The sequence below is a fragment of the Halococcus sp. AFM35 genome (genome assembly GCF_051195015.1).
Classification (GTDB): domain Archaea; phylum Halobacteriota; class Halobacteria; order Halobacteriales; family Halococcaceae; genus Halococcus.
Map to the genome: position 1 here is coordinate 31,348 of NZ_JBNTJU010000009.1, position 22,608 is coordinate 53,955.

26 protein-coding genes are annotated in these 22,608 nt (G+C 65.0%); 13 read left to right on the forward strand and 13 right to left on the reverse strand.

Translation table 11 applies throughout. From position 1 onward, the window contains the following. The first annotated feature begins 18 nt into the window (after positions 1–18). From ACQUQO_RS09030 to ACQUQO_RS09045, 4 genes are all read left to right on the forward strand, one after another. Complete coding sequence (locus ACQUQO_RS09030) at positions 19–561, forward strand: poly(R)-hydroxyalkanoic acid synthase subunit PhaE (RefSeq protein WP_435077656.1); 543 nt, start codon at positions 19–21, stop codon at positions 559–561. Further along, on the forward strand, positions 561–1,964 hold the full coding sequence (gene phaC / locus ACQUQO_RS09035; RefSeq protein ID WP_435077657.1) for a class III poly(R)-hydroxyalkanoic acid synthase subunit PhaC: 1,404 nt from the start codon (positions 561–563) through the stop codon (positions 1,962–1,964). The genes ACQUQO_RS09030 and phaC overlap by 1 nt, the downstream gene beginning before the upstream one ends. 105 nt (positions 1,965–2,069) lie before the next feature. After that, the gene (locus tag ACQUQO_RS09040; RefSeq protein ID WP_435077658.1) at positions 2,070–3,206 is read left to right on the forward strand and encodes a glutamate-cysteine ligase family protein; all 1,137 of its coding nucleotides are present in this window, start codon (positions 2,070–2,072) and stop codon (positions 3,204–3,206) included. Between the two features lie 208 nt (positions 3,207–3,414). After that, entirely contained in the window at positions 3,415–4,098 is a 684-nt protein-coding gene (locus ACQUQO_RS09045) for a type 1 glutamine amidotransferase (RefSeq protein ID WP_435077659.1), read from the forward strand. 12 nt (positions 4,099–4,110) lie between these two features. On the opposite strand, the gene ACQUQO_RS09050 is transcribed toward ACQUQO_RS09045, so the two are convergent. Continuing rightward, a complete protein-coding gene (locus ACQUQO_RS09050; RefSeq protein ID WP_435077660.1) occupies positions 4,111–4,686 on the reverse strand; it encodes an SCP2 sterol-binding domain-containing protein in 576 nt (191 codons plus the stop codon). A 4-nt stretch (positions 4,687–4,690) separates the two neighbouring features. Beyond that, positions 4,691–5,287, reverse strand: a complete 597-nt coding sequence (locus tag ACQUQO_RS09055) for an SCP2 sterol-binding domain-containing protein (RefSeq protein WP_435077661.1) — start codon at positions 5,285–5,287, stop codon at positions 4,691–4,693. Between the two features lie 86 nt (positions 5,288–5,373). On the opposite strand from ACQUQO_RS09055, the gene ACQUQO_RS09060 reads away from it, so the two are divergent. Beyond that, a complete protein-coding gene (locus ACQUQO_RS09060; RefSeq protein ID WP_435077662.1) occupies positions 5,374–6,537 on the forward strand; it encodes an acyl-CoA dehydrogenase family protein in 1,164 nt (387 codons plus the stop codon). A 104-nt stretch (positions 6,538–6,641) separates the two neighbouring features. Here ACQUQO_RS09060 and ACQUQO_RS09065 read toward each other — a convergent pair whose 3' ends face one another. Genes ACQUQO_RS09065 through ACQUQO_RS09075 form a run of 3 tightly spaced genes read right to left on the reverse strand, consistent with a single transcriptional unit; the run spans position 6,642 to position 7,833 of the window. Further along, the gene (locus ACQUQO_RS09065; RefSeq protein WP_435077663.1) at positions 6,642–7,010 is read right to left on the reverse strand and encodes a DCC1-like thiol-disulfide oxidoreductase family protein; all 369 of its coding nucleotides are present in this window, start codon (positions 7,008–7,010) and stop codon (positions 6,642–6,644) included. Positions 7,011–7,050: 40 nt separating this feature from the next. After that, on the reverse strand, positions 7,051–7,287 hold the full coding sequence (locus ACQUQO_RS09070) for a hypothetical protein (RefSeq protein WP_435077664.1): 237 nt from the start codon (positions 7,285–7,287) through the stop codon (positions 7,051–7,053). Between the two features lie 54 nt (positions 7,288–7,341). After that, positions 7,342–7,833, reverse strand: a complete 492-nt coding sequence (locus ACQUQO_RS09075; RefSeq protein WP_435077665.1) for a cupin domain-containing protein — start codon at positions 7,831–7,833, stop codon at positions 7,342–7,344. Positions 7,834–7,934: 101 nt separating this feature from the next. Between ACQUQO_RS09075 and ACQUQO_RS09080 the strand changes: the two genes are divergently transcribed. Then, positions 7,935–8,564 carry a hypothetical protein gene (locus ACQUQO_RS09080; RefSeq protein WP_435077666.1) on the forward strand — a complete coding sequence of 210 codons (630 nt, stop codon included), beginning with the start codon at positions 7,935–7,937 and terminating at the stop codon, positions 8,562–8,564. A 1-nt stretch (position 8,565) separates the two neighbouring features. Here the strand turns inward: ACQUQO_RS09080 and ACQUQO_RS09085 are convergent, their stop codons facing one another. Both ACQUQO_RS09085 and ACQUQO_RS09090 read right to left on the reverse strand, forming a co-directional pair. Beyond that, positions 8,566–8,733: a DUF6757 family protein gene (locus ACQUQO_RS09085; protein WP_435077667.1), complete on the reverse strand. Its 168-nt coding sequence runs from the start codon at positions 8,731–8,733 to the stop codon at positions 8,566–8,568. Between the two features lie 72 nt (positions 8,734–8,805). Then, entirely contained in the window at positions 8,806–9,615 is an 810-nt protein-coding gene (locus ACQUQO_RS09090; protein ID WP_435077668.1) for a PHP domain-containing protein, read from the reverse strand. A gap of 123 nt (positions 9,616–9,738) precedes the next feature. Between ACQUQO_RS09090 and ACQUQO_RS09095 the strand changes: the two genes are divergently transcribed. Next, the gene (locus ACQUQO_RS09095; RefSeq protein WP_435077669.1) at positions 9,739–10,026 is read left to right on the forward strand and encodes a DUF5789 family protein; all 288 of its coding nucleotides are present in this window, start codon (positions 9,739–9,741) and stop codon (positions 10,024–10,026) included. Between the two features lie 9 nt (positions 10,027–10,035). On the opposite strand, the gene ACQUQO_RS09100 is transcribed toward ACQUQO_RS09095, so the two are convergent. Beyond that, entirely contained in the window at positions 10,036–11,031 is a 996-nt protein-coding gene (locus ACQUQO_RS09100) for a DUF5784 family protein (RefSeq protein ID WP_435077670.1), read from the reverse strand. 121 nt (positions 11,032–11,152) lie between these two features. Here ACQUQO_RS09100 and ACQUQO_RS09105 point away from each other — a divergent pair, with 121 nt between their 5' ends. Beyond that, positions 11,153–11,329 (forward strand): DUF5786 family protein, encoded by a 177-nt coding sequence (locus ACQUQO_RS09105; protein ID WP_435077671.1) that lies wholly within the window; start codon positions 11,153–11,155, stop codon positions 11,327–11,329. Here the strand turns inward: ACQUQO_RS09105 and ACQUQO_RS09110 are convergent. Further along, positions 11,316–12,041 carry a DUF7530 family protein gene (locus ACQUQO_RS09110; RefSeq protein ID WP_435077672.1) on the reverse strand — a complete coding sequence of 242 codons (726 nt, stop codon included), beginning with the start codon at positions 12,039–12,041 and terminating at the stop codon, positions 11,316–11,318. The genes ACQUQO_RS09105 and ACQUQO_RS09110 overlap by 14 nt on opposite strands. Continuing rightward, positions 12,041–12,967, reverse strand: coding sequence for an NAD(P)H-binding protein (locus ACQUQO_RS09115; protein ID WP_435077673.1), 927 nt, complete (start codon positions 12,965–12,967; stop codon positions 12,041–12,043). Before ACQUQO_RS09115 ends, ACQUQO_RS09110 begins: the two co-directional genes overlap by 1 nt. A 239-nt stretch (positions 12,968–13,206) precedes the next feature. On the opposite strand from ACQUQO_RS09115, the gene ACQUQO_RS09120 reads away from it, so the two are divergent. Next, on the forward strand, positions 13,207–13,416 hold the full coding sequence (locus ACQUQO_RS09120) for a DUF7561 family protein (protein ID WP_435077674.1): 210 nt from the start codon (positions 13,207–13,209) through the stop codon (positions 13,414–13,416). A 76-nt stretch (positions 13,417–13,492) separates the two neighbouring features. Then, entirely contained in the window at positions 13,493–15,217 is a 1,725-nt protein-coding gene (locus ACQUQO_RS09125; protein WP_435077675.1) for a helicase C-terminal domain-containing protein, read from the forward strand. Between the two features lie 21 nt (positions 15,218–15,238). On the opposite strand, the gene ACQUQO_RS09130 is transcribed toward ACQUQO_RS09125, so the two are convergent. Both ACQUQO_RS09130 and ACQUQO_RS09135 read right to left on the reverse strand, forming a co-directional pair. After that, positions 15,239–16,909, reverse strand: coding sequence for a Na+/H+ antiporter NhaC family protein (locus ACQUQO_RS09130; protein ID WP_435077676.1), 1,671 nt, complete (start codon positions 16,907–16,909; stop codon positions 15,239–15,241). Positions 16,910–17,079: 170 nt separating this feature from the next. Then, on the reverse strand, positions 17,080–18,177 hold the full coding sequence (locus ACQUQO_RS09135; protein ID WP_435077677.1) for a 60S ribosomal export protein NMD3: 1,098 nt from the start codon (positions 18,175–18,177) through the stop codon (positions 17,080–17,082). 133 nt (positions 18,178–18,310) lie between these two features. On the opposite strand from ACQUQO_RS09135, the gene htpX reads away from it, so the two are divergent. The 3 genes from htpX to radA all read left to right on the forward strand — a co-directional run bounded on the left by htpX (position 18,311) and on the right by radA (position 21,008). Next, on the forward strand, positions 18,311–19,183 hold the full coding sequence (htpX, locus tag ACQUQO_RS09140; protein ID WP_435077678.1) for a zinc metalloprotease HtpX: 873 nt from the start codon (positions 18,311–18,313) through the stop codon (positions 19,181–19,183). 116 nt (positions 19,184–19,299) lie between these two features. Then, positions 19,300–19,899, forward strand: coding sequence for a PspA-associated protein PspAB (pspAB, locus tag ACQUQO_RS09145; RefSeq protein WP_435077679.1), 600 nt, complete (start codon positions 19,300–19,302; stop codon positions 19,897–19,899). 74 nt (positions 19,900–19,973) lie between these two features. Continuing rightward, entirely contained in the window at positions 19,974–21,008 is a 1,035-nt protein-coding gene (gene radA, locus ACQUQO_RS09150) for a DNA repair and recombination protein RadA (protein WP_435077680.1), read from the forward strand. A gap of 344 nt (positions 21,009–21,352) precedes the next feature. Here the strand turns inward: radA and ACQUQO_RS09155 are convergent, their stop codons facing one another. After that, the gene (locus ACQUQO_RS09155; RefSeq protein WP_435077681.1) at positions 21,353–22,405 is read right to left on the reverse strand and encodes an aldo/keto reductase; all 1,053 of its coding nucleotides are present in this window, start codon (positions 22,403–22,405) and stop codon (positions 21,353–21,355) included. Between the last annotated feature and the right edge of the window lie 203 nt (positions 22,406–22,608).

Below are 22,608 nucleotides of genomic sequence, written 5' to 3' on the forward strand. Positions count from 1 at the left end.
CACACACTTATGAGCAGTATGAGCAACACCGACCCCGAGGAGATACAGGAGCACTGGGCGACGATGATGAACGACATGAACGACGCGGTGGCCAAATCGTTCGAGCAGAACATGGAGGCCCAAGCGGCGTTCATGGAGTCGTGGATGGGTGCCTTCGAGGACTCGACGCCCGATGGCGACACCATGGAAGACGGCATGGCGGGCTACGGCCGCGCCTACGAGGTCTGGGTCGAGGCCGCCGAACAGATGTCCTCGCGCATCGCCGACGCCGCCGAGGGCGAGGACGTCGACATGACCGAGTTCCGTGACATCTGGCTCCAGAGCGCCAACGAGGCGTTCTCGGAAGTGATGGGGACCACGGCCTTCGCCGCCGGCACGGGTGAGATGGTCGGCGACATGATGGACCTCCAGCAGGAGATCGACGACATGAGTCAGGACACCCTCGAAAGTCTGGGCTTCGCCACCCGCGACGACGTCGACGAGGTGGCCGAGCGGCTCATCGAACTCGAACGCCGCCAGCACGAGGTTGCGAAGAAACTCGACCGCCTCCTGGAGGAATAATGAGCGAACGCGACGCACAGCCGTTCAACCCGTTCGCGATGAACCTCGACGCCCAGCGCCAGAGCTTCGAGGCGGCTGCCGACGCCATCGAGAAGACCGAAATCGCTCCCGAACAGCTCGCCCAGATGGCCTCCGTCGAGGTGGGGGCGACGCCGAGCGACGTGGTATACACCGAAAACAAGCTCGAACTGCTGCATTACGAACCCCAGACCGACGAACAGCACGACGTGCCGATTCTCATCATCTACGCGCTCATCAACAAGCCGTTCATTCTGGACCTCCAGCCCGACCGCTCGGTCGTCCGGCGGCTGCTCGAAGCGGGCTTCGACGTCTACATGATCGACTGGAACGAACCCTCCAGATTGGACCAACATCTCACGCTCGATGACTACGTGAACCGCTACATCGACAACTGTGTCGACGAGGTGCGCGAGCGCTCGGGACAGGATTCCATCAACGTGCTGGGCTACTGCATGGGCGGCACGATGTCGGCGATGTACGCCGCGCTCCACCCCGAAAAAGTCCGGAATCTGGGGCTGATGGCCGCCGGTCTCTGCTTCGACGATACTGGGGGCGTGCTCGAACTCTGGGGTGATGACGAGTACTTCTCGCCGGAGGACCTCACCGAAACCTATGGAAACGCGCCCGCCGAGATGCTCGACGTGGGCTTCGCGCTGATGGACCCCGTCTCGAACTACGTCTCGAAGTACGTCCGCCTCTACGACAACCTCGAAAACGACGACTTCATCGAGAACTTCGGGCGGATGGAGCGCTGGCTCTCGGAGGGCATCGACGTCGCCGGCGACACGTTCGCCCAGTTCGTCACGGACATCTATCAGGACAACAAGCTCTACAACAACGAGCTGTATCTCGGCGACGAGCACGTCGATATCTCGAACATCGACATGCCGGTGCTCCAGATCACAGGGGAATACGACCACCTGATACCCTCCGAGACGAGCAAACCATTCAACGAGGTCATCGGCAGCGAGGACACCGATGTCATCGAATACTCCACCGGGCATATCGGTCTCTCGGTCTCGGGGAGTTCCCATGCGGACGTCTGGCCCGAGGTCTGTGAGTGGTTCGAGGAGCGCTCACAACTGGACGCCACGGACATCGAAATCGACGAGGCGAGCGACGAAGTGGATGAAGCGGTCGACACGCAGGAACCGACCAGCACTACCGAGGACACCGAGGAAAGCACGGGCGAGGAATCCCGTGACGGCAGCGACGATATCGAGAGCATCGAAGGCATCGGCCCGACCTACGCCGACCGCCTGCGCGAGGCGGGCATCGAGACGACCGACGACCTCGCCGCTGCGGACATCGAGACCGTGGTCGACGCCGCCGAGATTCCCGAGAGCCGCGCCGAGGAGTGGCTCGAACAGGTCTCCGACTGAACCGCAGATAGTGTAGAAATTCTTTCATAAAATAGACAAGTATAAACGGGTTCACCGCCTCAGTCGTGTACAGCCCTGATTTGCGGGGGTTGGAGGTGAGTTATCATGAAGATAGGAGTCGAAACTGAGTACTGGGTAGTCGATGAAACGGGCGCGCTCTGCGACGGGCGTGAGCTAGTCACCGCCCACGAGTGCGTCGAACCCGAGTTCGTCGCCGCGATGATCGAAGTCAAGACGCCGCCGGTGGCGAGCGAGTTCGAACTCCGCCACACGTTGCAGTCGACGCTCCGGACGGTGCTCGCTGCGGCCGACGCGGAGGGGTTGCGACTCGTCCCGCTCGGGACGCCCCTCGCCGATAGCTCCTCGCCGGTCGTGAGTGAACGCGGGCGACTCCTCGAACGGATCTATGGGGTGGGACTGAAACCCGCCATGCAGTGTGCGGGGACACACGTCCACTTCGACGCCGGCAACGTCGCGCGACAGGTGAACCTCCTCACTGCGCTCGACCCCGCGCTCGCGCTCGTGAGTTCGTCGCCGTATTACGCTGGCGAGGGACTCATGTCCGCTTCGCGCCCGCACGCCTATCGGTCGCTGTGTGGCGAGGAGTTCGTCCGCTTTCGGGACCTCTGGGAGTACATGACGGACGTCGCGGCGTGGAACGAGCGACTCGCTGCGTCCTACGAGGCGTTCCGTGTGCTCGCGCTCGACCGCGGCGTCACCGAGCGGGAGTTCGAGGCTCACTTCCGGCCCGAAGACGTCATCATGGCACCGATTCGAGTGCGACGGGACTTCCCGACCGTCGAGTGGCGAGCACCGGACACGGCCCTCCCCTCACAGATCGTCAAACTGACGACTGATATCTCGCGGCTCGTCGCCCAGACCGCGGTCAAGCCGGTCGAAATCGGCGACCCGGGTGTCGGGCCTCGACACATTCGTGTTCCGGCCTTCGAGGAGCTCACGGAACTCACGGCGGCGGCAATCGAACACGGTCTCGACTCGCCGGCGGTGTGGACGTATCTCGAACGGATGTCCATCGACCCACGGGAGTATCGACCGATTGCGGCGGAGATCGAACGCCGCTCCAGCATCTCCGTTCCCGAGGCGCGACGAATACGGCTCGAATACGCCGACCGGCTCGAAGACGACGTGCGGACGCTGCTGAGTGGTACCGAAATGCAACGTTCCCGGAACGTCTCGATGGAGTGGCCGCAAGCTACGACCGACCGGCTGGAATCGTGGTGATTTTCGGACCACGACGGCTGCAATCGGAAGACGACCGCAGCGTCACGGACACGCTTTCGCGGTTGCAGAGTTCGCGGTACTGCCGAATCATGCGCGACGTTCCGAGACGACGAACACTGGCTCGTCGATGGTATCGAGTGGACAACGGGAAATACCCTGCGAGGAACACAACGTACAATAGGCAGGAGTGATAACCACGGACAACTAGATGCGTCGGCCTCGGATTGCACTCCTCAACGCCTCACAAGCACCCTCCACACCGCGAAACTTCCGCCGGGAACTCGACGCCGACCTCGTCGAGTTCGACGTTCAGCAGGACGTACCCGACACGTTCGCCTTCGACGCCGCGGTCGTCACCGGTTCGCGTGCCTCCGTTTACTGGGACGAGCCGTGGATACGTTCACTGGAGGAGTGGGTCAGCGCGGCCGCGGAGCGCGATATGCCCGTCCTTGGAATCTGTTTCGGCCACCAGCTGCTCGCCGAAGCGCTCGGTGGCATAGTCGAGGACATGGGTGAGTACGAAATCGGCTACCGCGAGGTCGAGGGCGACGGACTCCTCCTCGACGATACGGTGACGGTCTTCACGACCCACTCCGACACCGTGACCGAACTCCCCCCGGGCGCGGAGCGAACCGCCGAAAACGACTACGGCATCCACGGCTTCCGCGTCGGCAACGCCTTCGGCGTACAGTTCCATCCCGAATACGACATGGACACGGCCGAAAGCGTGACACGGGGCAAGGACCTCCCCGACGAGCGCATTCAAACTGTTCTCGATGGCATCACCGAAGAAAACTACGCGAAAGCCTGCGAGGCGAAGACGCTGTTCGAGAACTTCACCGAGCAGGTCCGTGACGTGCGCGACGAGCAGATGGCGGAACGAATCGCGTAGCCTATCGGCGCACTACCCGGGAAGCAGTTTCGTGAGTTCGTTCATCGTCGCGGCGAGGCGGGTCCCCTTCTGGATGTCGCCGTCTATGTCGTAGTCTTGCTGCATGAACCCCTGAATCGGGTCCGCGTTCCCCGTGATGAGCGCGACGAGTTCGTCGGCCGGGCCAGTAATCGTGAGGTCGGGGTCGTCGAGCAGGTCGGTGCCTCCGTGAACGGTTTCCTCGCTCTCGACGACACGGAGGTGGCCGGTCATCGGCGCGTCGGTCGCCGCGAAATTCACACTGATGTCCTCGGCAATCGACGCTTGGACATCGGAACTGGCTTGGACGAGCAGCTCCATGCCGGTCCAGAGCATTCCCTGAAACTGCTCGACGGTTTCGGGCCATTCGGTTGCGAACCCGGCGATATCGACCGCATCCATCCGCTGGGTGACGCGGGCGAACAATGCGGGATTGTCGAGGAGGAGCTGCTCGGTTCGACCTTCGATGTCATCGAGGAGTCCCGGTAGCTCCGCCGCGAGTTCGTCGTCGGGTTTGTCGAGCACACGCTCGATGCGTGCTGCGGTGTCGTCGGTCGTTTCGGTCCTCATTGTCTCAGAACAGGTGGGTTGTTTCGACTTCCGCGGCGATGTCGCCGAGCAGTTCCGTCGCGCCCGAGTATTGAAGGACTTTCTGCATGTCGCCCTCGACTTCGAGGTCGCCGCTCATCACCGCCGGGATGGGTTCGACGTCGCCCCGGACGAGACCGCCCCACGTCTCGTGGGTCCCACGAAGCCTGAACCCGACGTCGCGCTCGTCCGGGTCCTCGACGACCGCGACCTCCTCACACCCACCATCGTACAACCCGATGAACGCGTAGATGGTGCCGTCGTTGATGTCCTCGTCGACCTGTCGGAGCAAGTCCCGACTCTGCTCGGGCATCTGTTCTCTGACGTCCTCGTCGATGAGGTCGTTCGCCGTATCGAGCGGGATGTCCGCGAGCTGGTCGCGCAGCTGGTCGGGAAGCCCTTCCATCGCCTCGTCGGGCAGGTCGCCGAGCGTGGTCGTAGAAAGCGGCACGTTGGTGATGACGAAATACATGTCGCCGTCGAAGTCGACGCCCCAGCCCGCGCCGGCCTCGTCGAGGTCGTCGCTGTCGTTGAGATGGTCTTTGTACACCTCTAGCCACTGTTCGGTGGGGTAGAGCGTCATTCGTCCGTGTCCATCGGTGGAGACGGGCAAAACGGTTGCGCGCAGCATACGGGGAGGTTTATCAGGGTCTGCCGTGTAGGTCCGGTATGCTCGATTACGTGGGGCTGGAAGGCGACCTCGACCAAGAGGAGCGGATGATCCGTGACACGGCCCGCGAGTTCGTTGACGAACAGGTCAACCCCGACATCGGCGAGCACTTCGAGAACGGTACCTTCCCCGACGAGCTCATCACCGAGATGGGCGAGTTGGGGTTCTACGCGCCGAACCTCGATGGATACGGCCTTCCGGGGGTTTCAGAAACCGCCTACGGACTCCTGATGCAGGAACTCGAAGCGGGCGATTCGGGGATTCGCTCGATGGCGAGCGTGCAGGGCGCGCTGGTGATGTACCCTATCCACGCCTTCGGCTCCGACGAACAGAAGGAGGAGTGGCTCGCCGACCTCGCAAGCGGCGAGAAAGTGGGCTGTTTCGGCCTCACTGAACCCGAACACGGCTCGAACCCCTCCGGGATGGAGACTCGCGCGGAGAAGGACGGCGACGAGTACGTCCTCTCGGGGTCGAAGACGTGGATTACCAATTCCCCGATTGCGGATGTCGCCGTGGTCTGGGCGCGCGACACGTCGGCCGAAGACTCTCCTGTGAGGGGCTTTCTCGTCGAGACCGACAGGGATGGCGTGAGCACGAACGAGATCGACGAGAAACTCTCGATGCGCGCCTCCGTGACCGGCGAAATCGGCCTCTCGAACGTCAGCGTGCCCGAGGAGAACGTCCTGCCGGGCGTCTCCGGGATGAAGGGCCCCCTCTCCTGTCTCACACAGGCTCGGTACGGCATCACGTGGGGGGCGGTCGGTGCGGCCCGGGACTGTTTCGAGACCGCCCGCGAGTACGCCACCGACCGCGAGCAGTTCGACAAACCCATCGCGAGCTTCCAGCTCCAGCAGGGCAAACTCGCCGAGATGGCCACCGAAATCACGACCGCACAGCTGCTCTCCCACCGGCTGGCCGACCTCAAAGAACGCGGGGAGATGCGTCCACAGCAGGTCTCGATGGCCAAATACAACAACGTCAGCATGGCGCGCGAACAGTCGAAGGTCGCCCGCGAGATGCTCGGCGGCAACGGCATCACGACCGATTACTCGCCGATGCGCCACATGGCCAACATGGAGACGGTCTACACCTACGAGGGAACCCACGACATCCACTCGCTGATTCTCGGACAGGATTTGACCGGGTTCTCGGCGTTCGAATAGGGCTGAACTGTAAGCTCCGACTATCTTTCGCAGTTCGTGTCCAGACGTGTCGTTCTCGATACCGACACCGCCGCGACACCCAGGCCGTCCCGCGGTGTTCGCCGTCAGCGCCGCACCGGCGGGTCGGCGCTCACCACGCTCCCCAACCGGTCGCGGCGGTCGGCGACGAACCGGTAGGCATCTTCCCGAAAGCGCTCGTAGTCGGCGAACCCGTTCAGGAAGCCGAACGGTTCGTCGGGAAGCGTCCCCGTTCGCCGGAGGACTTCCTCGGTGGCCTTGCCACACGAGTACACCGCGTCGTCGACCAGGAGATGGACACACTCCTCGTAGTCGTCGGGGAGGCGGCGCTGCTCGTCGGGCGTGAGTTCCGAGAATCCCACTGGCTCGAAACCACCGTTTCTGACGGCCCAGTCCGCACACCACGTGCAGAACCCGCAGTCGTCGTCGTAGACGAGTCGAGGCTGTTCGGTCATGGCTGCCTCTCGGACCCGCGCGCGAAAATTCCGTCGATATTCAGTGCGTGCCCTGGAGGTGGACGCCGTCGCTAGCAACTGTGTCGACCATCTCGTCGCGCAGTGCGTAGGTATCCTCGTCGGTGTCGCCGAAGCCCAGACTCGATCTCACCTCGTCGGTGAGACCGGGGTCGAGGTCGACGTACGCCGTGTCGTCCTCGACGGTGGCGACGGTGCCGACCTCCTCGCCGTGTCTGTCGTAGACGTCCATGCCGGCGTCGATGTCGTTGTTCGTCATAGCAAGTGTCGAGAGGTGCGGCGAGACCCTATCCGTTGTGCCGTCGAATGCAGGTCATTCCTCGCCAGCGACGTCATTCCAGAAATCCAGTCGGTCGTCCTCGCGGAAAAAGCCCGAGAGAACGCGCTCGTCCTCGTCGCCGCCGGGCGGCGTGCCGGCGTAGACGCCGAGTGCGTCCGCGTCGGGATAGCCCACCACGTCCGGTTCGTCCATCGTCGATACTACGAGATACCGAAGGACCTCGTCGCCGTCGTTGACGACGCGGTGGGCGCTCTCTTCGCCCGTGGGGAAGGCGGCGTACGAACCGGGGGCGAGGTCGTGGTCCTCGCCGTCGAGACGAAGCGTACCAGTGCCAGCGAGCACGTACAGCGCCTCCTCGTTCCCGGTGTGGTAGTGATACGGCCATGCCCCCTCGCCGGCCGGCAGTTCGTAGAGGCTACAGCCGATGGCCTCGCCGTCGGCGGCCGCTCCGAGCTGTTTGCGCCGGAAGCCGGTGTCGTCGGGTCCAATCGTCTGCCACTCGGCGTCGGTTTCGTCGATGAGCATCGAGCGGGCGGACGACTCCCCGCCTGATAATCCCTCGGCCCGTATACCGACCCGCGTATGCCCGGCCGAGGGGTTATCTGTTCGGTCGTCACAGGGACGGTATGCGACGCCGGGAAGCGCTCGTCACGCTCGCGGCCGTCGGTATGAGTGGGTGTCTCGGCGGCGTGCGCTCGACGCTCGGTCTCGACGGCGACGAGTCGCCCAAACCCGTCACACCGACCAAACCACTCGGCCAGTACGACTGCCCGAAGTTCCAGAGCTTCGATTTCGACGCGGTGACACGCACGATCTGCTACCGCGAGGACGACGACGGGCCGAAGGCGATCAACTACACGGCCTCGAAACGCGAGGCGCACCCGCCGCCGGACCTCATCGAGTTCACCATCAAGCGGGTCGGCTCCGGCTCCGCCTTCTACGTGACCTCGGACGGGCTCGTGACCCGTCTCACCGAGGAGGGGTGGCGGCTCGTCGCACCCACGAGCGGGTCGAGCGCCGACGAGGCAAACCCGGTCGCGCTCCGCTCGGGGAAGTCCTACACGTGGACGGTCGGCATCGGCGGGGAAAACCCCGACGAGAGCGCCGACGACGGGCTGCTCCGTCTCGGCGACGTCGGTCCCGGAATCTATGCCTTCCGGGCGCGTGGACGCGTCGACGACGGGGTCACCGACCCCGAGGACATCGACGTCGCCCACGCCATGCTGTTCGCGGTGCGGAAACCGGACTCCTCGTGATTCAGAACTCCGAGCGGTCGATGTCGAGTTCGTCCTGCAGGCCGGCGAGGGCGTCGTCGTCGGCGAGTTCGCTCAGTCGCTCGCGGAGGTGGTCACGGCAGAGGCCGACCTTCAGGGCGTCCTTTTCGACGGCGACGGCGGCCTCACGGTCGCAGTAGTGACACTGCATCACCCGTGTTTGGGGGCGGTGGACATTGAACCCTCCGCTATCCTGTCGGCGAGGTTTTCTTTCCGCGGCGGCTCACGTCCGGTGGACGCTCCTCGTGGACGCCGACAGTCGCTCGTCGAACGCCCGGTATTCGTCCCCGTCGAGTCCGGCACGCCCGAGGGTGTCGTCGTGGGCGTCGCTGCCGCCGGTTGTGAGCAATCCATACTGCTCGACCGTGTGTTCGACCGGCGTGACGTCGACCGGCCGGCCGTAGTCGTAGTAGCGCTCGACGGCATCGACGTAGGTCGATTTCGTGAGCGCCAGCGCACTCTCGGGGTCGCCGTAGCGAAGCGGATGGGCGAGCGAGACCACGCCACACGACTCGGCGAGCAGGGCGGCCCCGCGCTCGAAGGGCGGAAGGTCGCGGGCGACGAAACACGGGCAGTCGCTACCGATGACCTCCGCAAACGCGCCCTGATAGTCGTAGTCGGCACCGCTTTCGTCGATGGCGCGGGCGATGTGCGGGCGACCGATACCCTCGGCGGGTTCGAGCGCGAGGTCGCAGTCGAGGCGCTCCTCGACGCAGCCGATGATGGCTCGCCCGCGTTCGATGCGGTCTTCCTGGAGTCGGTCGAGTTCTCGACGAAGTTCGGCCGTCGGTTCCACGCCATAGCCCAACAGGTCGACCTGCCCGCGCTCGGTCTCGACACGGAGTTCGATGCCGTGAATCGCCGTCGTTCCGTCGAGTTCGTCGGTTGGCGTATCGAGGTCGGGATGGAGGCGCTCGTGGTCGGTGACGGCGACCACGTCGACGTCGGCCGCACGGGCTGCTTCGGGGACCTCGTCGAGTTTCATCGTCCCATCGGAGTTCGTCGTGTGGACGTGGAGGTCGGCAACGGGCATTGTTCGTCACAAACGGGCCGTGAATAAGTCCGTTCTGGGCGATTCGTGTCCCTAAATGAACTACTAGGTCGGGGGCAGAAACCCCAGACAATGTTTATGATGGTTCGACTGTCCCCATCGACCATGCAGTTCATGACCGACATCGACGAACGGCTCGACGCACACAGCTATCCCGTGACCGCCGACGAACTCATCGACGCCCACGGCGACCTCGAACTCGCGCTGCCGAACGGCTCGGAAACCTTCGGCGACGCACTCGGCCGGGTGGAGTCGACGACCTTCGAGACGGCCGAGGAGGCACGGCTCACGACCTACAGCGCGGTCAGCGATGCGGCAATCGGTCGCAAGCACTACTCCGACCGTGACCCGACCGCCCTCGGCGTCGACGGCCACGAGCCGGTCTCGCTCTGAGCGCACTCCTCAATTGATTCCGGCCGCAGCGAGGTCGAGCGGCACCCCGCCGTCGCAATAGCCCGCGACGGAGCCGTCCGGCCGCACGCGGAAGACGACCGCCGGACGATGGCCGACGCCCGGCTTTTCTCCCCGGAGGGCGGCCCATTCGTCGTCGTAGAAGGAGGTGCAGTCGACGAACAGCACAGTATCGGGATGGGCGGCGAGCTGACCGTCGGTTTTCGCAAGCGCCGTCTCCCGGACGGCCGCCGTCGGCGTGTCGGCTGCTCGACCGGTCGGGCGGCCCGGTCGCGTGACCTCGACGAGCGCGCCCTTGCCGCCCTTCTCGACCCGGAAATCGAGCGCGTAGCCCGAGTCCATTGCGATTTCCGGACGGAGGGCATAGCCCGCGTCGGCGAGCACCTTCGCGGCGTTGAACTCGCTCATCGTCGCGCTCATGCGGGTGCTATCGACGTGCTCGCTGGTGCCGAGTTTCGCGGCCATCGTGTAGCGATAGTTGTCGAAGACCCCCGTCGAGAGAAATCGCTCGTAGAAGGCGAGCGCGTCGTCGCGGTCGGCGTCGGGAAAGCCGGCGGCGTGGTCGGCAAAGAAGGCCCGCGAACTCCCGCGGCCGTCCTTCGAGAAGAGCACCGGAAGGAAAAACCACGCGAGATGCTCGTACTGGGCGAGCCATGGGTCCCGTAGTTCGAGCTCGGCGAGCAGTTCGCGCTGTGCCCAGCGTGCCACCGGATAGGGGACCTCCCCGAAACTGTATTTGTCGGTGCGCCAGAGCGCTTCCGGGGTCTCGGTGTTGCCGAGCCAGTAGGCGTCGTCGTTCCAGAGGAAGAATGCGCGGTCGCCGTTGTCCATTTCGAGCCGTCGAGCGGCGTAGTCACCCGGCGGTTTGAACCACGGGGTGGTGAGTTCCGCGCCGATTGTCGCATCGAGCGGCTCGTAGAGGTCCCGGCGGAGACGAGCACGGTCCCAGTGCTCGTGCGACAGACGGAAGCGAAGCGGTCCAGCCACGGTATGAATGGGTTCTCCGTGCGTTTACCCGTGTCGATAGCGCCGCTTGACGACGATTCATGCGAATCCGAACCACCGATACATTCATGGTCGTGAATGAACAACCCTACAGTGTATCACTATGTCAATGGGTGCCTATGACGCGGCCGAACACCAGCGCCGTGAGGAGAAAGCGAGTGCGGTCGATGTGAGCAGCGACGACGACCGCACCGATTACGAGGGAACCGTCGAGTACGACGTCGCGGATGCCGACGCCGAGGACCTCCTCGCGCAGTTCCGCGAGATCAAATCGCGGTAGCGCCCGCGCCCTCGTCCCCGTTTCGCCACAGCAACCACATCGAGACGCCAGTCACCACGACCACCGCCGTGACGTGGGCGACCAGCACCGCGAGCAACACCGGATAGTCGAGCACGAACGGCACAAGGAGGAGCTGGAGCAGCCCGAACGCGATGGTCTCGACGTCGGCCCGCAGGAGCGTCCGCGCCGTTTCGGCGTCGAACGAGTACCGATAGGAGCGCCAGACCGCCGTGACGGTCGCCCACCATCCCGTGCCGATGCGATAACAGACGTCCCAGAGCACCAAGAGGAGGAAGTAGACGACCAGGACGGGAGGACTGGGACCGAGCAGGCGGTCGAGAAACGGTTCGCGCCCGGTCGCGGGGTTGGGCACGAACAGGTAAGTGAGCATTGCGCTGAAGGCGAGTACCGCCAGCACGACCTCCATGTTCGAGCCGAACAGCAGCCGGCGGTAGGCCGGTGGCATCGGGACGCTACGAATCCGCCGGGCGACGCGAACCATCTCGATGGAGCCGATACCCGCGACGAAGACGGCCGCACTCCCCGCGAGCGCGACGTTCCAGAGGTCATAGTACCACGCGAGGACGACCACACCCACCTCGAAGATACCCAGTTGAATGGCGAGCGCGAACGTCGTCGAAACCTGGATGCCAGGGAGCGCGCCGACGATGCTCTCGTAGGTCCACGTCTCGCCGAATTCGGGACCCGCCATCAGTCGGCCCGCACGCGCGCCGCGGTACGTTCGGGGTCGGGTTCGGAGGCCCTGCCGAGCGCGCGCTCGACGGCCGTCTCGAAGTCGGTGCGCTCGAAGGGAAGCAGTTCCTCGATGCGCTCGTCGGTGACGACGACGCGGTTTTTCAGCCCGAGAATCAGCGGCCGAGCCACCGATTTGGGAACGTCGGTGACGAGATTGACCCAGTACGTCGAGAGCTGCGGCGAGAGCACCGGCACCGGGACGATATAGAGCGGCCGGTCCGCAACTGCCGCCGTGCGCCGGAGCAGTTGCTGGTAGGTGAGCACCTCCGGGCCGCCGATTTCGTAGGTGTCGTCGGCGGTCTCTGGCACGTCGAGCACGCCAACGAGGTAGGTCACGACGTCAGCGATGGCGATTGGCTGACACTCGGTGCGTACCCATGTGGGTGTGACCATCACCGGCAGGCGGTGGACCAACTGCTCGACCATCGAGAAACTCGACGAGCCGTCGCCGACGATGATGGCCGCTCGAAGCGTCGTGAGGGCGAAGTCACCCGTTTCGAGGATGGCCTCGACCTCACGACGTGACTGGAGATGTTTCGAGAGCTGCTCGCGCGTCTCGCCCAGCCCGCCCAGATAGACGACCCGCTCGATGCCGACCTCGCTCGCCGCGCGCTGGAAGTTGTGAGCGGCCCGGCGGTCGCGCGCGGCGAAATCGGTCCCCGAACCCATCGAATGGATGAGGTAGTAGGCGGCTTCGATGTCTTCGAGGGCGTGCTCGAAGCTGCCGGGGTCGAGGATGTCACCTTCCCGCACCTCCTCGGCCGGCCCGTCGTAGCCCTCGGCGTCGCGGGTGAGCACGACCACATCGTGGTCCGCTGCCAAGAGTGCGGGCACGAGCCGACTCCCGACGAACCCCGTCGCGCCGGTGACCAGAACGCGCATGGGAACGCGAGGAGCGGACGGGCCATAAGTTCACGCTCGGCGGTAGCGAACGCACCACGAAACCCTCCCCACCTCTCCGAACTCGGTCGCGGTGGCGCGCGTGGCGGTTGCGGTCACTCATTGTTGTCCGGAATCGTGCTGTGCTGGCGGTCGTCACAGCACGATTCCAGCTGTGAATTTCCGCTTCACGACTCCCAACGGTGAGAAAGGGCTATCCGCGCTCGCACCCGCTCGTGGACATGGCCACCGAGCCGTGTGACGGTTGTGGACGCGCGGTGCGAATCGCCGGCGGCGTCGCCAACCTCTGGACGTTCGGCGGCGACGAGAGCGGCGGCCTCACGCTCGAACTCGCGGACGGGTCGGAGCATTTCCTCTGTTACGGCTGTATCGAGGAACTCCCCGACGACCCACGTGCGGGCGACGTTGCGACCCTCGACGAGCGGACGTAGCGTTTCGCTTCATGGTGGATAGTCATGAGCGTGCGTCGCTCGGAGGACTTACCTACTGGGCGGCGGTGCCTTCCCTGTGAACCTCGCGCGGCTCGAAACCGAGTTCCCCGCACCCTCCTATCGCGGCACCCAGCAGCAGGCTCTCGGGAAGATACGCGATGCGTTCGCGGCCGGCAACGACGTCGTGCTCGTGCGTGCGCCGACCGGCTCCGGGAAGTCGCTGCTCGCCCGCGCCATCGCCGGCTGTGCGCGCAGAGCAGGCGAGGCCGACCCGCAGGAAGCTATCGGTGCGTACTACACCACGCCCCAAGTCTCACAGCTCGACGACGTCGCCGCCGACCCGCTCCTCTCGGATTTGCAGGTAATTAGGGGAAAACGCAACTACTCGTGTCTCCTCCCTGGCGAGACCGATACACCCGTCGACCGCGCGCCGTGTGCGCGCGAGACCGGCTTCGACTGTGAAATACGTCACCGCTGCCCGTACTTCTCCGACCGTGCCATCGCCTCGAACAGGTCGATTGCGGCGATGACGCTCGCGTACTTCATGCAGACCGCCGGCTCCGACGCCTTCGGCCGGCGCGACATGGTCGTCGTCGACGAGGCGCACGGACTCGCCGAGTGGGCCGAGATGTACGCGACCATCGACCTCCGGCCCCGGACGGTCCCCGTCTGGGAGGAGGTTTCAGTGCCGGATATCGACGGCGTGGAGGCGGCCGCGCGCTTCGCCGACCGGCTCGTCGATGTCTGTACGCGCCGAAAGGACACCCTCGTGGGTGCCGAGGAACTCTCGATTGCCGAAGTCACCGAACGCGACCGGCTTCAGGAACTCATCTCGAACCTGAACTGGTTCGTCTCGGACTATCGAGACCCGGGGAGTGCGAGCACGTGGGTCGTCGATGGCGAGGGTGCGGACAGTCCCGTGACAATCAAGCCGCTGAACCCCGAGCGGTATCTCACACATACCGTTTGGGAGCGGGGCAACAAGTTCGCGCTGCTGTCGGCGACGATTCTCGACAAGGAGGGATTCTGTCGCGGTGTGGGTCTCGACCCGAACTCGACGGCGCTGGTCGACATCTCCCACACCTTTCCGGTCGAAAACCGACCGCTCTATGACGTGACGCAGGGCAAGATGACCTACGACCAGCGCGAGGAAACCATCCCGAAAATCGCCCGGCTGCTCGTCCAACTGTTGGCGAAACACGGCGACGAGAAGGGTATCGTCCACGCCCACTCGTATGCGATTGCGGAGGGTCTCGCCGACCGTCTCCGCGAGTTCGGCGTCGGCGAGCGCATCAGGACCCACGACCGCGAGGACAGGGACGCACAGTTGGCATCGTGGCTCGCAACCGACGACCCCGAACTGTTCGTCTCGGTGAAGATGGAGGAGGCGCTCGACCTCGACGGGGACCTCGCACGCTGGCAGGTGCTCTGCAAAGCACCGTATCCAAACACGCGCGATTCGCGGGTCGCTCGTCGACTGGAGGAGGACCGGTGGGGCTGGTACTACCGCACGGCGCTCAAGACGGTGATTCAGGCCTGTGGCCGCGTCGTTCGCTCGCCCGAGGACTACGGACGAACGTATCTCGCGGACGCGAGCCTGCTCGACCTGTTCGACCGTTCCCGAAGCGCGATGCCCGAGTGGTTCGCCGCGCAGGTCGACCGGATGGAGGGTCCAAATCTGCCGGCGTTCGACCCGGATGCAGCGAGCGGCGACAGCGGTGATTCGGGGTGGCCGGAACGGCGGGAGCGGCAGACTGACCCCGACGACCATCCGCTCGCGGACGTCTGGGGCACGGACTGAGCTGAACGAAACGGAACGGTCTCAGTACGGGATGAGCGAGAAATCGCCCGGAACCACGAACCCGAGCACGAGAAAGAGCGTGCCGGCGATGGCCGCCGTCACGAGCGCGTAGGGAATCTGTGTGCGGACGTGGACCATGTGGTCCGACCCGCTGGTCGAGGAGGACAACACTGTGGTATCGGAAATCGGTGAGCAGTGGTCGCCGAAGATACCGCCCGACAGGACCGCGCCGAGGACGAGCGGGAGGTTCGCGCCGGTGGTGAACGCCACGGGGATGACGATGGGGAACATGATGCCGTAGGTCGCCCACGAACTGCCATCGGAGAAACTGACGAACGCCGTCACGACGAAGACGAGCACCGGGATGAGTCCCACGGGAATACCTTGGAACCAGTCGGTGACGAAGTTCGAAATCCCGAGCGTCGAGACGGTGTTCTGGATGGTGATGGCCAGCGTCAAAATCGCGGCCGCGAGGAAGATGCCCTTGAACCCGTTGACCATCGCGTCGGTCGCGTCGGCGTTCGTCGGGATGTCCCCGCGCGCCCGGAAGAGCACGAACCCGACGAGGAGGCCCATCATCGCGGCGAGACCGAGACGAATCCCGCCGATGTTGAACGACCACGGCCCGCCTGCGGGGAGGACGAACTGGTATCCGAGGAGCGAGAACGGCGTCGTCGTTTGCGGGGCGTTCACGACCGGCGAGGCACGCCAGAACATCGCCATCAGGCCCACGCCGACGATGGTGAGCACGGGGACGGCGAAATTGCGCCAGTCCGGCGTCGCGGCCTCGGACATCTCGTAGTTCGCCACCTCGTCGGAGATGAGCGGGTCGGCATCGGGACCGATGACGCCATCGCCCGCGCGGGCACGCGACTCCTCACGACCCATCTCGAAGATATTCGGCACTATCTGCCACGCGACCAGCGCGGCGATGACGAGCGCCGTCCACGAGTAGAAGGCGAACCCGAGGGTGTTGAAAAACAGCGGCCAGACCGCGTCGGTGGCCGCCTGTACGCCGTCGCCCGTCCGAGTGACGTAGTTCGACATATCCGATGGGAGAACGTTCTGCCGTGCGGCGGCGGTGAGACCGGCCCCGATGAAGCCCACGAGCGCGACGCCCCACGTCGAGTAGAAGGCCAACCGGGCGGCCGGACTCCCAGCAGAATCGACGTAGTAGGCGAGCTTCGCCCGCGAGACGTCGTATTCATCAGTGAGGGGACGCATCATCGACCCCACCACTAAGCAGTTGAAGTAGTCGTCGATGTGGATGATGATGCCCGCGAGGAAGGAAGCCTTCTCGGCGTCGGCGGGCGAATCCACACGACTAGCGAGCGCCTCCAATACGCCGCGAATCGCCCCGGCGCGAATCATCAGCCCCATCAGCCCGCCGATGGCGAAGAGCGCGAGCAACACGTTCTTGACGTACCACGGGTCGGCGAACAGCGGCGACGTGGCGACGAGGTCGGGGATGACCGTGATACCGAGAACCCCCCCGAGCACCGACTGGGCGACCCCATCGAAGCCTGCTGGAACGCCGACGGCTTCGGGACGAAAAGTCCCATAGACGACCGCGCCGCCGGCGATGCCGACGAACAGGCCGACGAGGGCATCGCGGACGTACCACGCCAGCGAGATGGCAAGCAGCGCCGGCAGTAGCGACCACGGTCCCGCGGAGATGGTTTCGAGCGGCATGCTCCCGCGTTCGAGGGGTGGAACAAAAAAGTACCGTGCCGGGCGTCCGCGCCGTCCGCCGGTTCAGATGAACGTGATGGCGTAGGCGAACGACGAACCGACCATCAGGAGGACGAACAGGATGGCGATGAACTGCTGGCGATTCATATCTCCCCGAGCGCCGCGAGCGATTAGTCGCTTTCGGCTGCCGGGAGCACGTACAGCCCTGCCCGACTCTTGAGCACGTCCACGGTGTCGGCGTCGGTATCGAGATACGTCGGCCGCGAGACGGTCTTGGCCACGTAGGTCTCGGGGTCCAACACCTGTATCGCCCTGTCGTCCTCGACGGCGACGAGCGTCGTTTCCTCACCGTCCTCCCGCCGGCCGAGCAGCGTTGCATCCGGGGCGATGCCCTCTTCGAAGGCCGCCTCGTAGGAGTCGCCGGTCGTCACGCGCACGCCCTTGAGGTTGCCCCGGACGCTCTCGACCAATACCGGCCCATCGTCGTCGGCCGGGTCGATGACGTCGCCCGGTGTGAACTCCGGGAGATGGACGGCGTAGGTGACGCGATAGACCTCGTCGCCGTCCTCGTCCTCGGTGACGAGCGTTGCCGACTCGTCGAACTCGCCGCCGAAGCGCCGGACGATGCGTTCGGCGACCGCCTGCCCGAGCTTGGTGGTCGAGAGCTTGACGTCCGCACCGTCGGCCGTCTCGTCGATGTCGGTGATGAAGGCGTCGCGGTCGCCGTTTGCCTCGCGTTCGTGCACGTAGTCGGTGACGATGTCGAGTGCGCGCTGGGTCTCCGCGTCGGTCGGGGTACGGCCGCCCGCACGAATCTGGACGGTGCTGGCGTAGTAATCGCCGGCGATGCGGCCACAGCGCGTGCAGGTTCCCCGCGAGACCTTCACTGGGACCGTCACCCGTTCCTCGACCGACTCGCCGCGGACGACCGCCGAGAGCCGACAGTGCATGCGGATGGTGTTTTCGTCCACTTGCTCGGGGTCGACCCCCCACGAGAACTCCTCGGCGTCGACGTGTACCGTGAGAGCCTCCGTCACCTCGTCGACCGCGACGTCGGTGTAGTCGCGCGCGCCGACATCGACCCAGCGATTGCCGCGCTTGACGGCCCCACAGGTCGCACAGACGAGCACCTCGATGCGCTCGGGGGCCTCCACGAGGTCGAACTCGTCGAAATAGCAGTCCCCACAGAGCGGCGTCCGTCCGCCCGCTTCCGGTTCGCCCTCCACAGGGTCGCCACAGCGCGGACAGAACTGGCGTGACTGACTCATTGGCGTTCGTAGCGCCTCGGACGGGTTAAACGGCGTGCCACACGGCCGTTCGTCTGCTGCGAGCGACGACCACGGAGCCGATTCGAACGGCGAGCGACGGAGACTTATGAATCGAGCGCCTATCGGTAGCCACATGGAATGGAAGACTGATTGGGGTCTCCGCGCCCGGATGGGACTGACGATGGTCCTGCTGCTCGTGCTGTACGTCGTCTTTCTCGGGGTGCTCGCGTACTCCGGGATCGGACTCGTCTGGACTGTGGTTATCATGGCGCTGTTCATGGGCGGGCAGTTCTTCTTCAGCGACAAGCTCGCCCTCCGGAGCATGGGTGCTCACGAGGTCAGCGAACAGGAGTATCCCGAACTCCACGCCACTATCGGCCGGCTCGCCCAGCAGGCCGACCTCCCCAAGCCGACGGTGGCGGTCGCCGACACCCGGACGCCGAACGCCTTCGCCACGGGACGTTCGCCGTCGAGTGCCACCGTGTGTGTGACGACGGGCATCATGAACACGCTCGACCGCGAGGAGTTGGAGGGCGTGCTCGCCCACGAACTCGCCCACGTCAAGAACCGCGACGTGATGGTGATGACGATTGCCACGTTCCTCTCGACGCTCGCGTTCATGATCGTCCGCTGGGGCTGGCTGTTCAGTGGCGACAGCGAGGAGGGCGGTGCACCCGTACTGGTCGCCATCCTCGTCTCGCTCGTCGTCGCCGTGGTGTCGTTCCTGCTCGTGCGCGTGCTCTCGCGCTACCGGGAGTTCGCCGCCGATAGAGGTGGTGCGGTCATCACCGGCCGACCATCGGCGCTCGCCTCCGCGCTCATGAAAATCGACGGGCGGATGGACAAGGTCCCGACCGACGACATGCGCCAGCAAGCCGACATGAACGCCTTCTTCATCATCCCCATCAAGAGCGGCGCGATTGGGCGCATCCTCTCGACGCATCCCTCGACCGAGAACCGCATCGAGCGGCTGCGGGAGATGGAGCGCGAACTCGAAACGGCGTAAGGCTACTTCTCATCCCTCGTGCGAGTCGTGTGCTTCGCACACTCCCGCGCGCCGACCGCCCGTGATGGATTCGTCGTATCACTTCGGTTTTTACCGCTGGCACACGAATCCGGGACATGGGATTTCTCGACGGACTCCGGTCGGCGCTCGGGATGAGTGCGGAGGCGGATGCGACGCGTGACGCCGACCCCGACGACCTCTTCGGGATGAGCACGGCCCACCTCACGATGGAGGCCGATCTGGGCTTCGACCCCGCGGGCGTGGCCGCACTCTGCTTTTCGGGCGTCGACAGCACCGACTTCGCAAACGCGGTCGAGGAGGTCGAGGCGATTCTGGACGCGGGCGAGGTCGAGACGGGCACCGAGGCCCGCTTCGTCGACGATTCACACGGCTACGAGTGGGTCGTGCTCGAAGACCCGGATTTCGAGGATTTGGTGACGAGCGTGCACTTTGCCGCCGACACGCTCATCGAGCGCGGCTACGGCTCGCGACTGCTCGCGGCGCTCTTTGGCTTCGAGAAGGATGGTCCTGTGTACTGGGTGTATTCGTTCCGGCGCGGGGCGTACTACCCGTTCGCGCCACGGGCGGGCAACGAGCGCGATTCGAGTGTGGAGTTCAAGCTCGAATCGGTCCTCGACGGTGAACTCGACGTCGAAGAGGACAAGGAGTATTGGTATCCGCTCTGGCCCTCGACGGGCACGCATCCGTGGGAGTAACGAATCCCGCCGTCGCTTCACTTCCGCCGAGCTGTTAACGAGGCTTTATCACCGAAGCCGCACAACCCGGTCGTATGGCAGCAACCGAAGACCTAGAGAGCCTGCCGGGCGTCGGTCCCGCGACCGCGGACAAACTCACCGAGTCCGGCTTCGACTCCTATCAGGGCATCGCGGTGGCCAGCCCCGGCGAACTCTCCAATACGGCCGATATCGGCGAGAGCACGGCCGCGGACATCATCAACGCCGCGCGCGACGCCGCCGACATCGGCGGGTTCGAGACGGGCGCGAACGTCCTCGAACGCCGCGAGCAGATCGGCAAGCTCTCGTGGCAGGTCGACGAAGTCGATGACCTCCTCGGCGGTGGCGTCGAAACCCAGTCCATCACCGAAGTCTATGGCGAGTTCGGTGCCGGCAAATCGCAGGTCACTCACCAGCTCTCGGTCAACGTCCAACTCCCCCAAGAGTACGGCGGACTGGAGGGCAGCGCCATCTTCATCGACAGCGAGGACACCTTCCGCCCCGAGCGTATCGCCCAGATGGTGCGCGGCCTACCCGACGACGCGCTCGCCGCCGCGATGGACCAGCGAGAAATCGAGGGCAGTCCTAATAGTGAGGAGGCGATGGACGAACTCATCGACGCGATCCTCGACAACATCCACGTCGCCAAGGCGTTCAACTCGAACCACCAGATTCTGCTCGCCCAGAAATCCCAAGATATCGCCAGCGAACACGAGGATTCCGACTGGCCCGTCCGCCTCGTCTGCGTCGATTCGCTCACCGCGCACTTCCGCGCCGAGTACGTCGGCCGTGGTGAACTCGCCCAGCGCCAGCAGAAACTCAACAAACACCTCCACGACATCGACAAGGTCGGGAATCTCTACAACGCCGCCACCGTCGTGACGAATCAGGTCGCCTCGAACCCCGACTCCTATTTCGGCGACCCGACCCAGCCCATCGGCGGCAACATCCTCGGCCACAAATCCACCTTCCGAATGTACCTCCGCAAATCCAAAGGGACCAAACGCATCGTCCGACTCGTCGACGCCCCCAACCTCGCCGACGGCGAGGCCGTGATGCGCGTCGAGGAGGAAGGCCTACAGCCCGAATAGAACCTTTTTACTTCGGGGGTTCGCGCTCGCTCCCCGCAGTCGCTCGCGCTCGACCCCTCGCAAAAACGTTCATGAAAAACACCCGCTCGCGCCTGTGGCGCTCGCGGTGAACCGCGCTCGCTTCGCTCGCACGGATGCCGACCGCAACCGCCACCGCGCAGCACAGCACCGCAGAAGCCCTCGGCACTCCCTTCGGTCGTGCCTCGCCCTTCATCCACCAGGAGAGCACGGCTCTCCTGAGCCTCGGCTCGCTTCGCTCGCCGAGACGCCAGGGACCGCAAACCGCACCGCCGCTGCGGCAAACTGCCGCAGCAGCAGTCGGCAGACACGAGAGCGAATCGAGATCAGTCGCCAGCGTGTGCCGCGTCGACCGCTTCGAGGTCAGTCCCATCGACCGACGAGCGAAGCCCTTCCATTCCGTCGTCGCGCTCGATGTCGTAGTCGCGGGCGTGGAGGTCGGCGACGCGGGCGAGTTCGTCCTCGGAGAGTGCGGACGTGTCGGGCGCGGCGGCCCACTCGTCGACGTCCGCGGTCGTGCGGAAGGTCGGCGTGACCGAGGCGACCTCGTCGTGGGCGAGCAGCCACTGGATGGCCGCCTGTCCCATCGTCCGCTCACCGTCTCGTTCGAGGAAGCGCAGCTTCTCGACTTTCTCCCAGCCGGTGTCGTACCACTCGTCGGGCCGGAAGCCACGGTGGTCGCCGGCGTCGAGTTCGGTCTCGGGCGTGACCTGCTCGTTCAACAGTCCGGAAGAGTGCGGGACGCGGGGGAGGATGCTCGTCGCGGCATCGAGGTCCGCGATGGTCTCGATGAAGTGCGCGCCCGGCGTCTGCTCGAAGACGTTGAACACGACTTGGACGGCGTCGAACTCGTTGGCGATGGCCGCGTCGCCCTCGGCGAGCCAGCCGATGGAGGGACCGAGCGCCCAGCCGATGGCTTCGACTTTGCCCGACTCGCGCAGTTCGTCGAGCGCCTCCAAGATGTCTTCGTCCACCTCGTCGACGTTCGCGTTGTGGAGTTGGAGCAGTTCGAGGTGATCCATGTCGAGCCTGTCGAGGCTCTTTTCGACCGCCTCGTGGATGTATTCGGGCGTTATCTCCTTCGGAATCTCGCCGTGGCCGGCCTGTGGGTTGTTGTAGAAGTCATAGCCCACTTTGCTGGCGATGGCGACCTCGTCGCGGCGCTCGGCGAGCGCCTCACCGATGAGTTCCTCGCTCCGGCCGTGGCCGTAGACGTCGCCGGTGTCGAAAAACGTGATACCTTGGTCGACGGCGTGGCGAACCAGTTCGATGCTCTCCTCTTTGCCGCGGTCGCCCCACCAGTCGGTGCCGACGACCCACGCGCCGAAGCCGACTTCCGATACCTCGACCCCCGAATCGCCGAGTTCGCGGTGGTCCATACTGTCACGTTCGGTTCGGCCACACTTAGCGGGTGCGGTCGGCGGCCGCTGCGGTGGCGGCGCGGTTGCGGTCCCTGGCGTCTCGGCGAGCGAAGCGAGCCGAGGCTCAGGAGAGCCGTGCTCTCCTGGTGGATGAAGGGCGAGGCACGACCGAAGGGAGTGCCGAGGGCTTCTGCGGTGCTGTGCTGCGCGGTGGCAGTTCG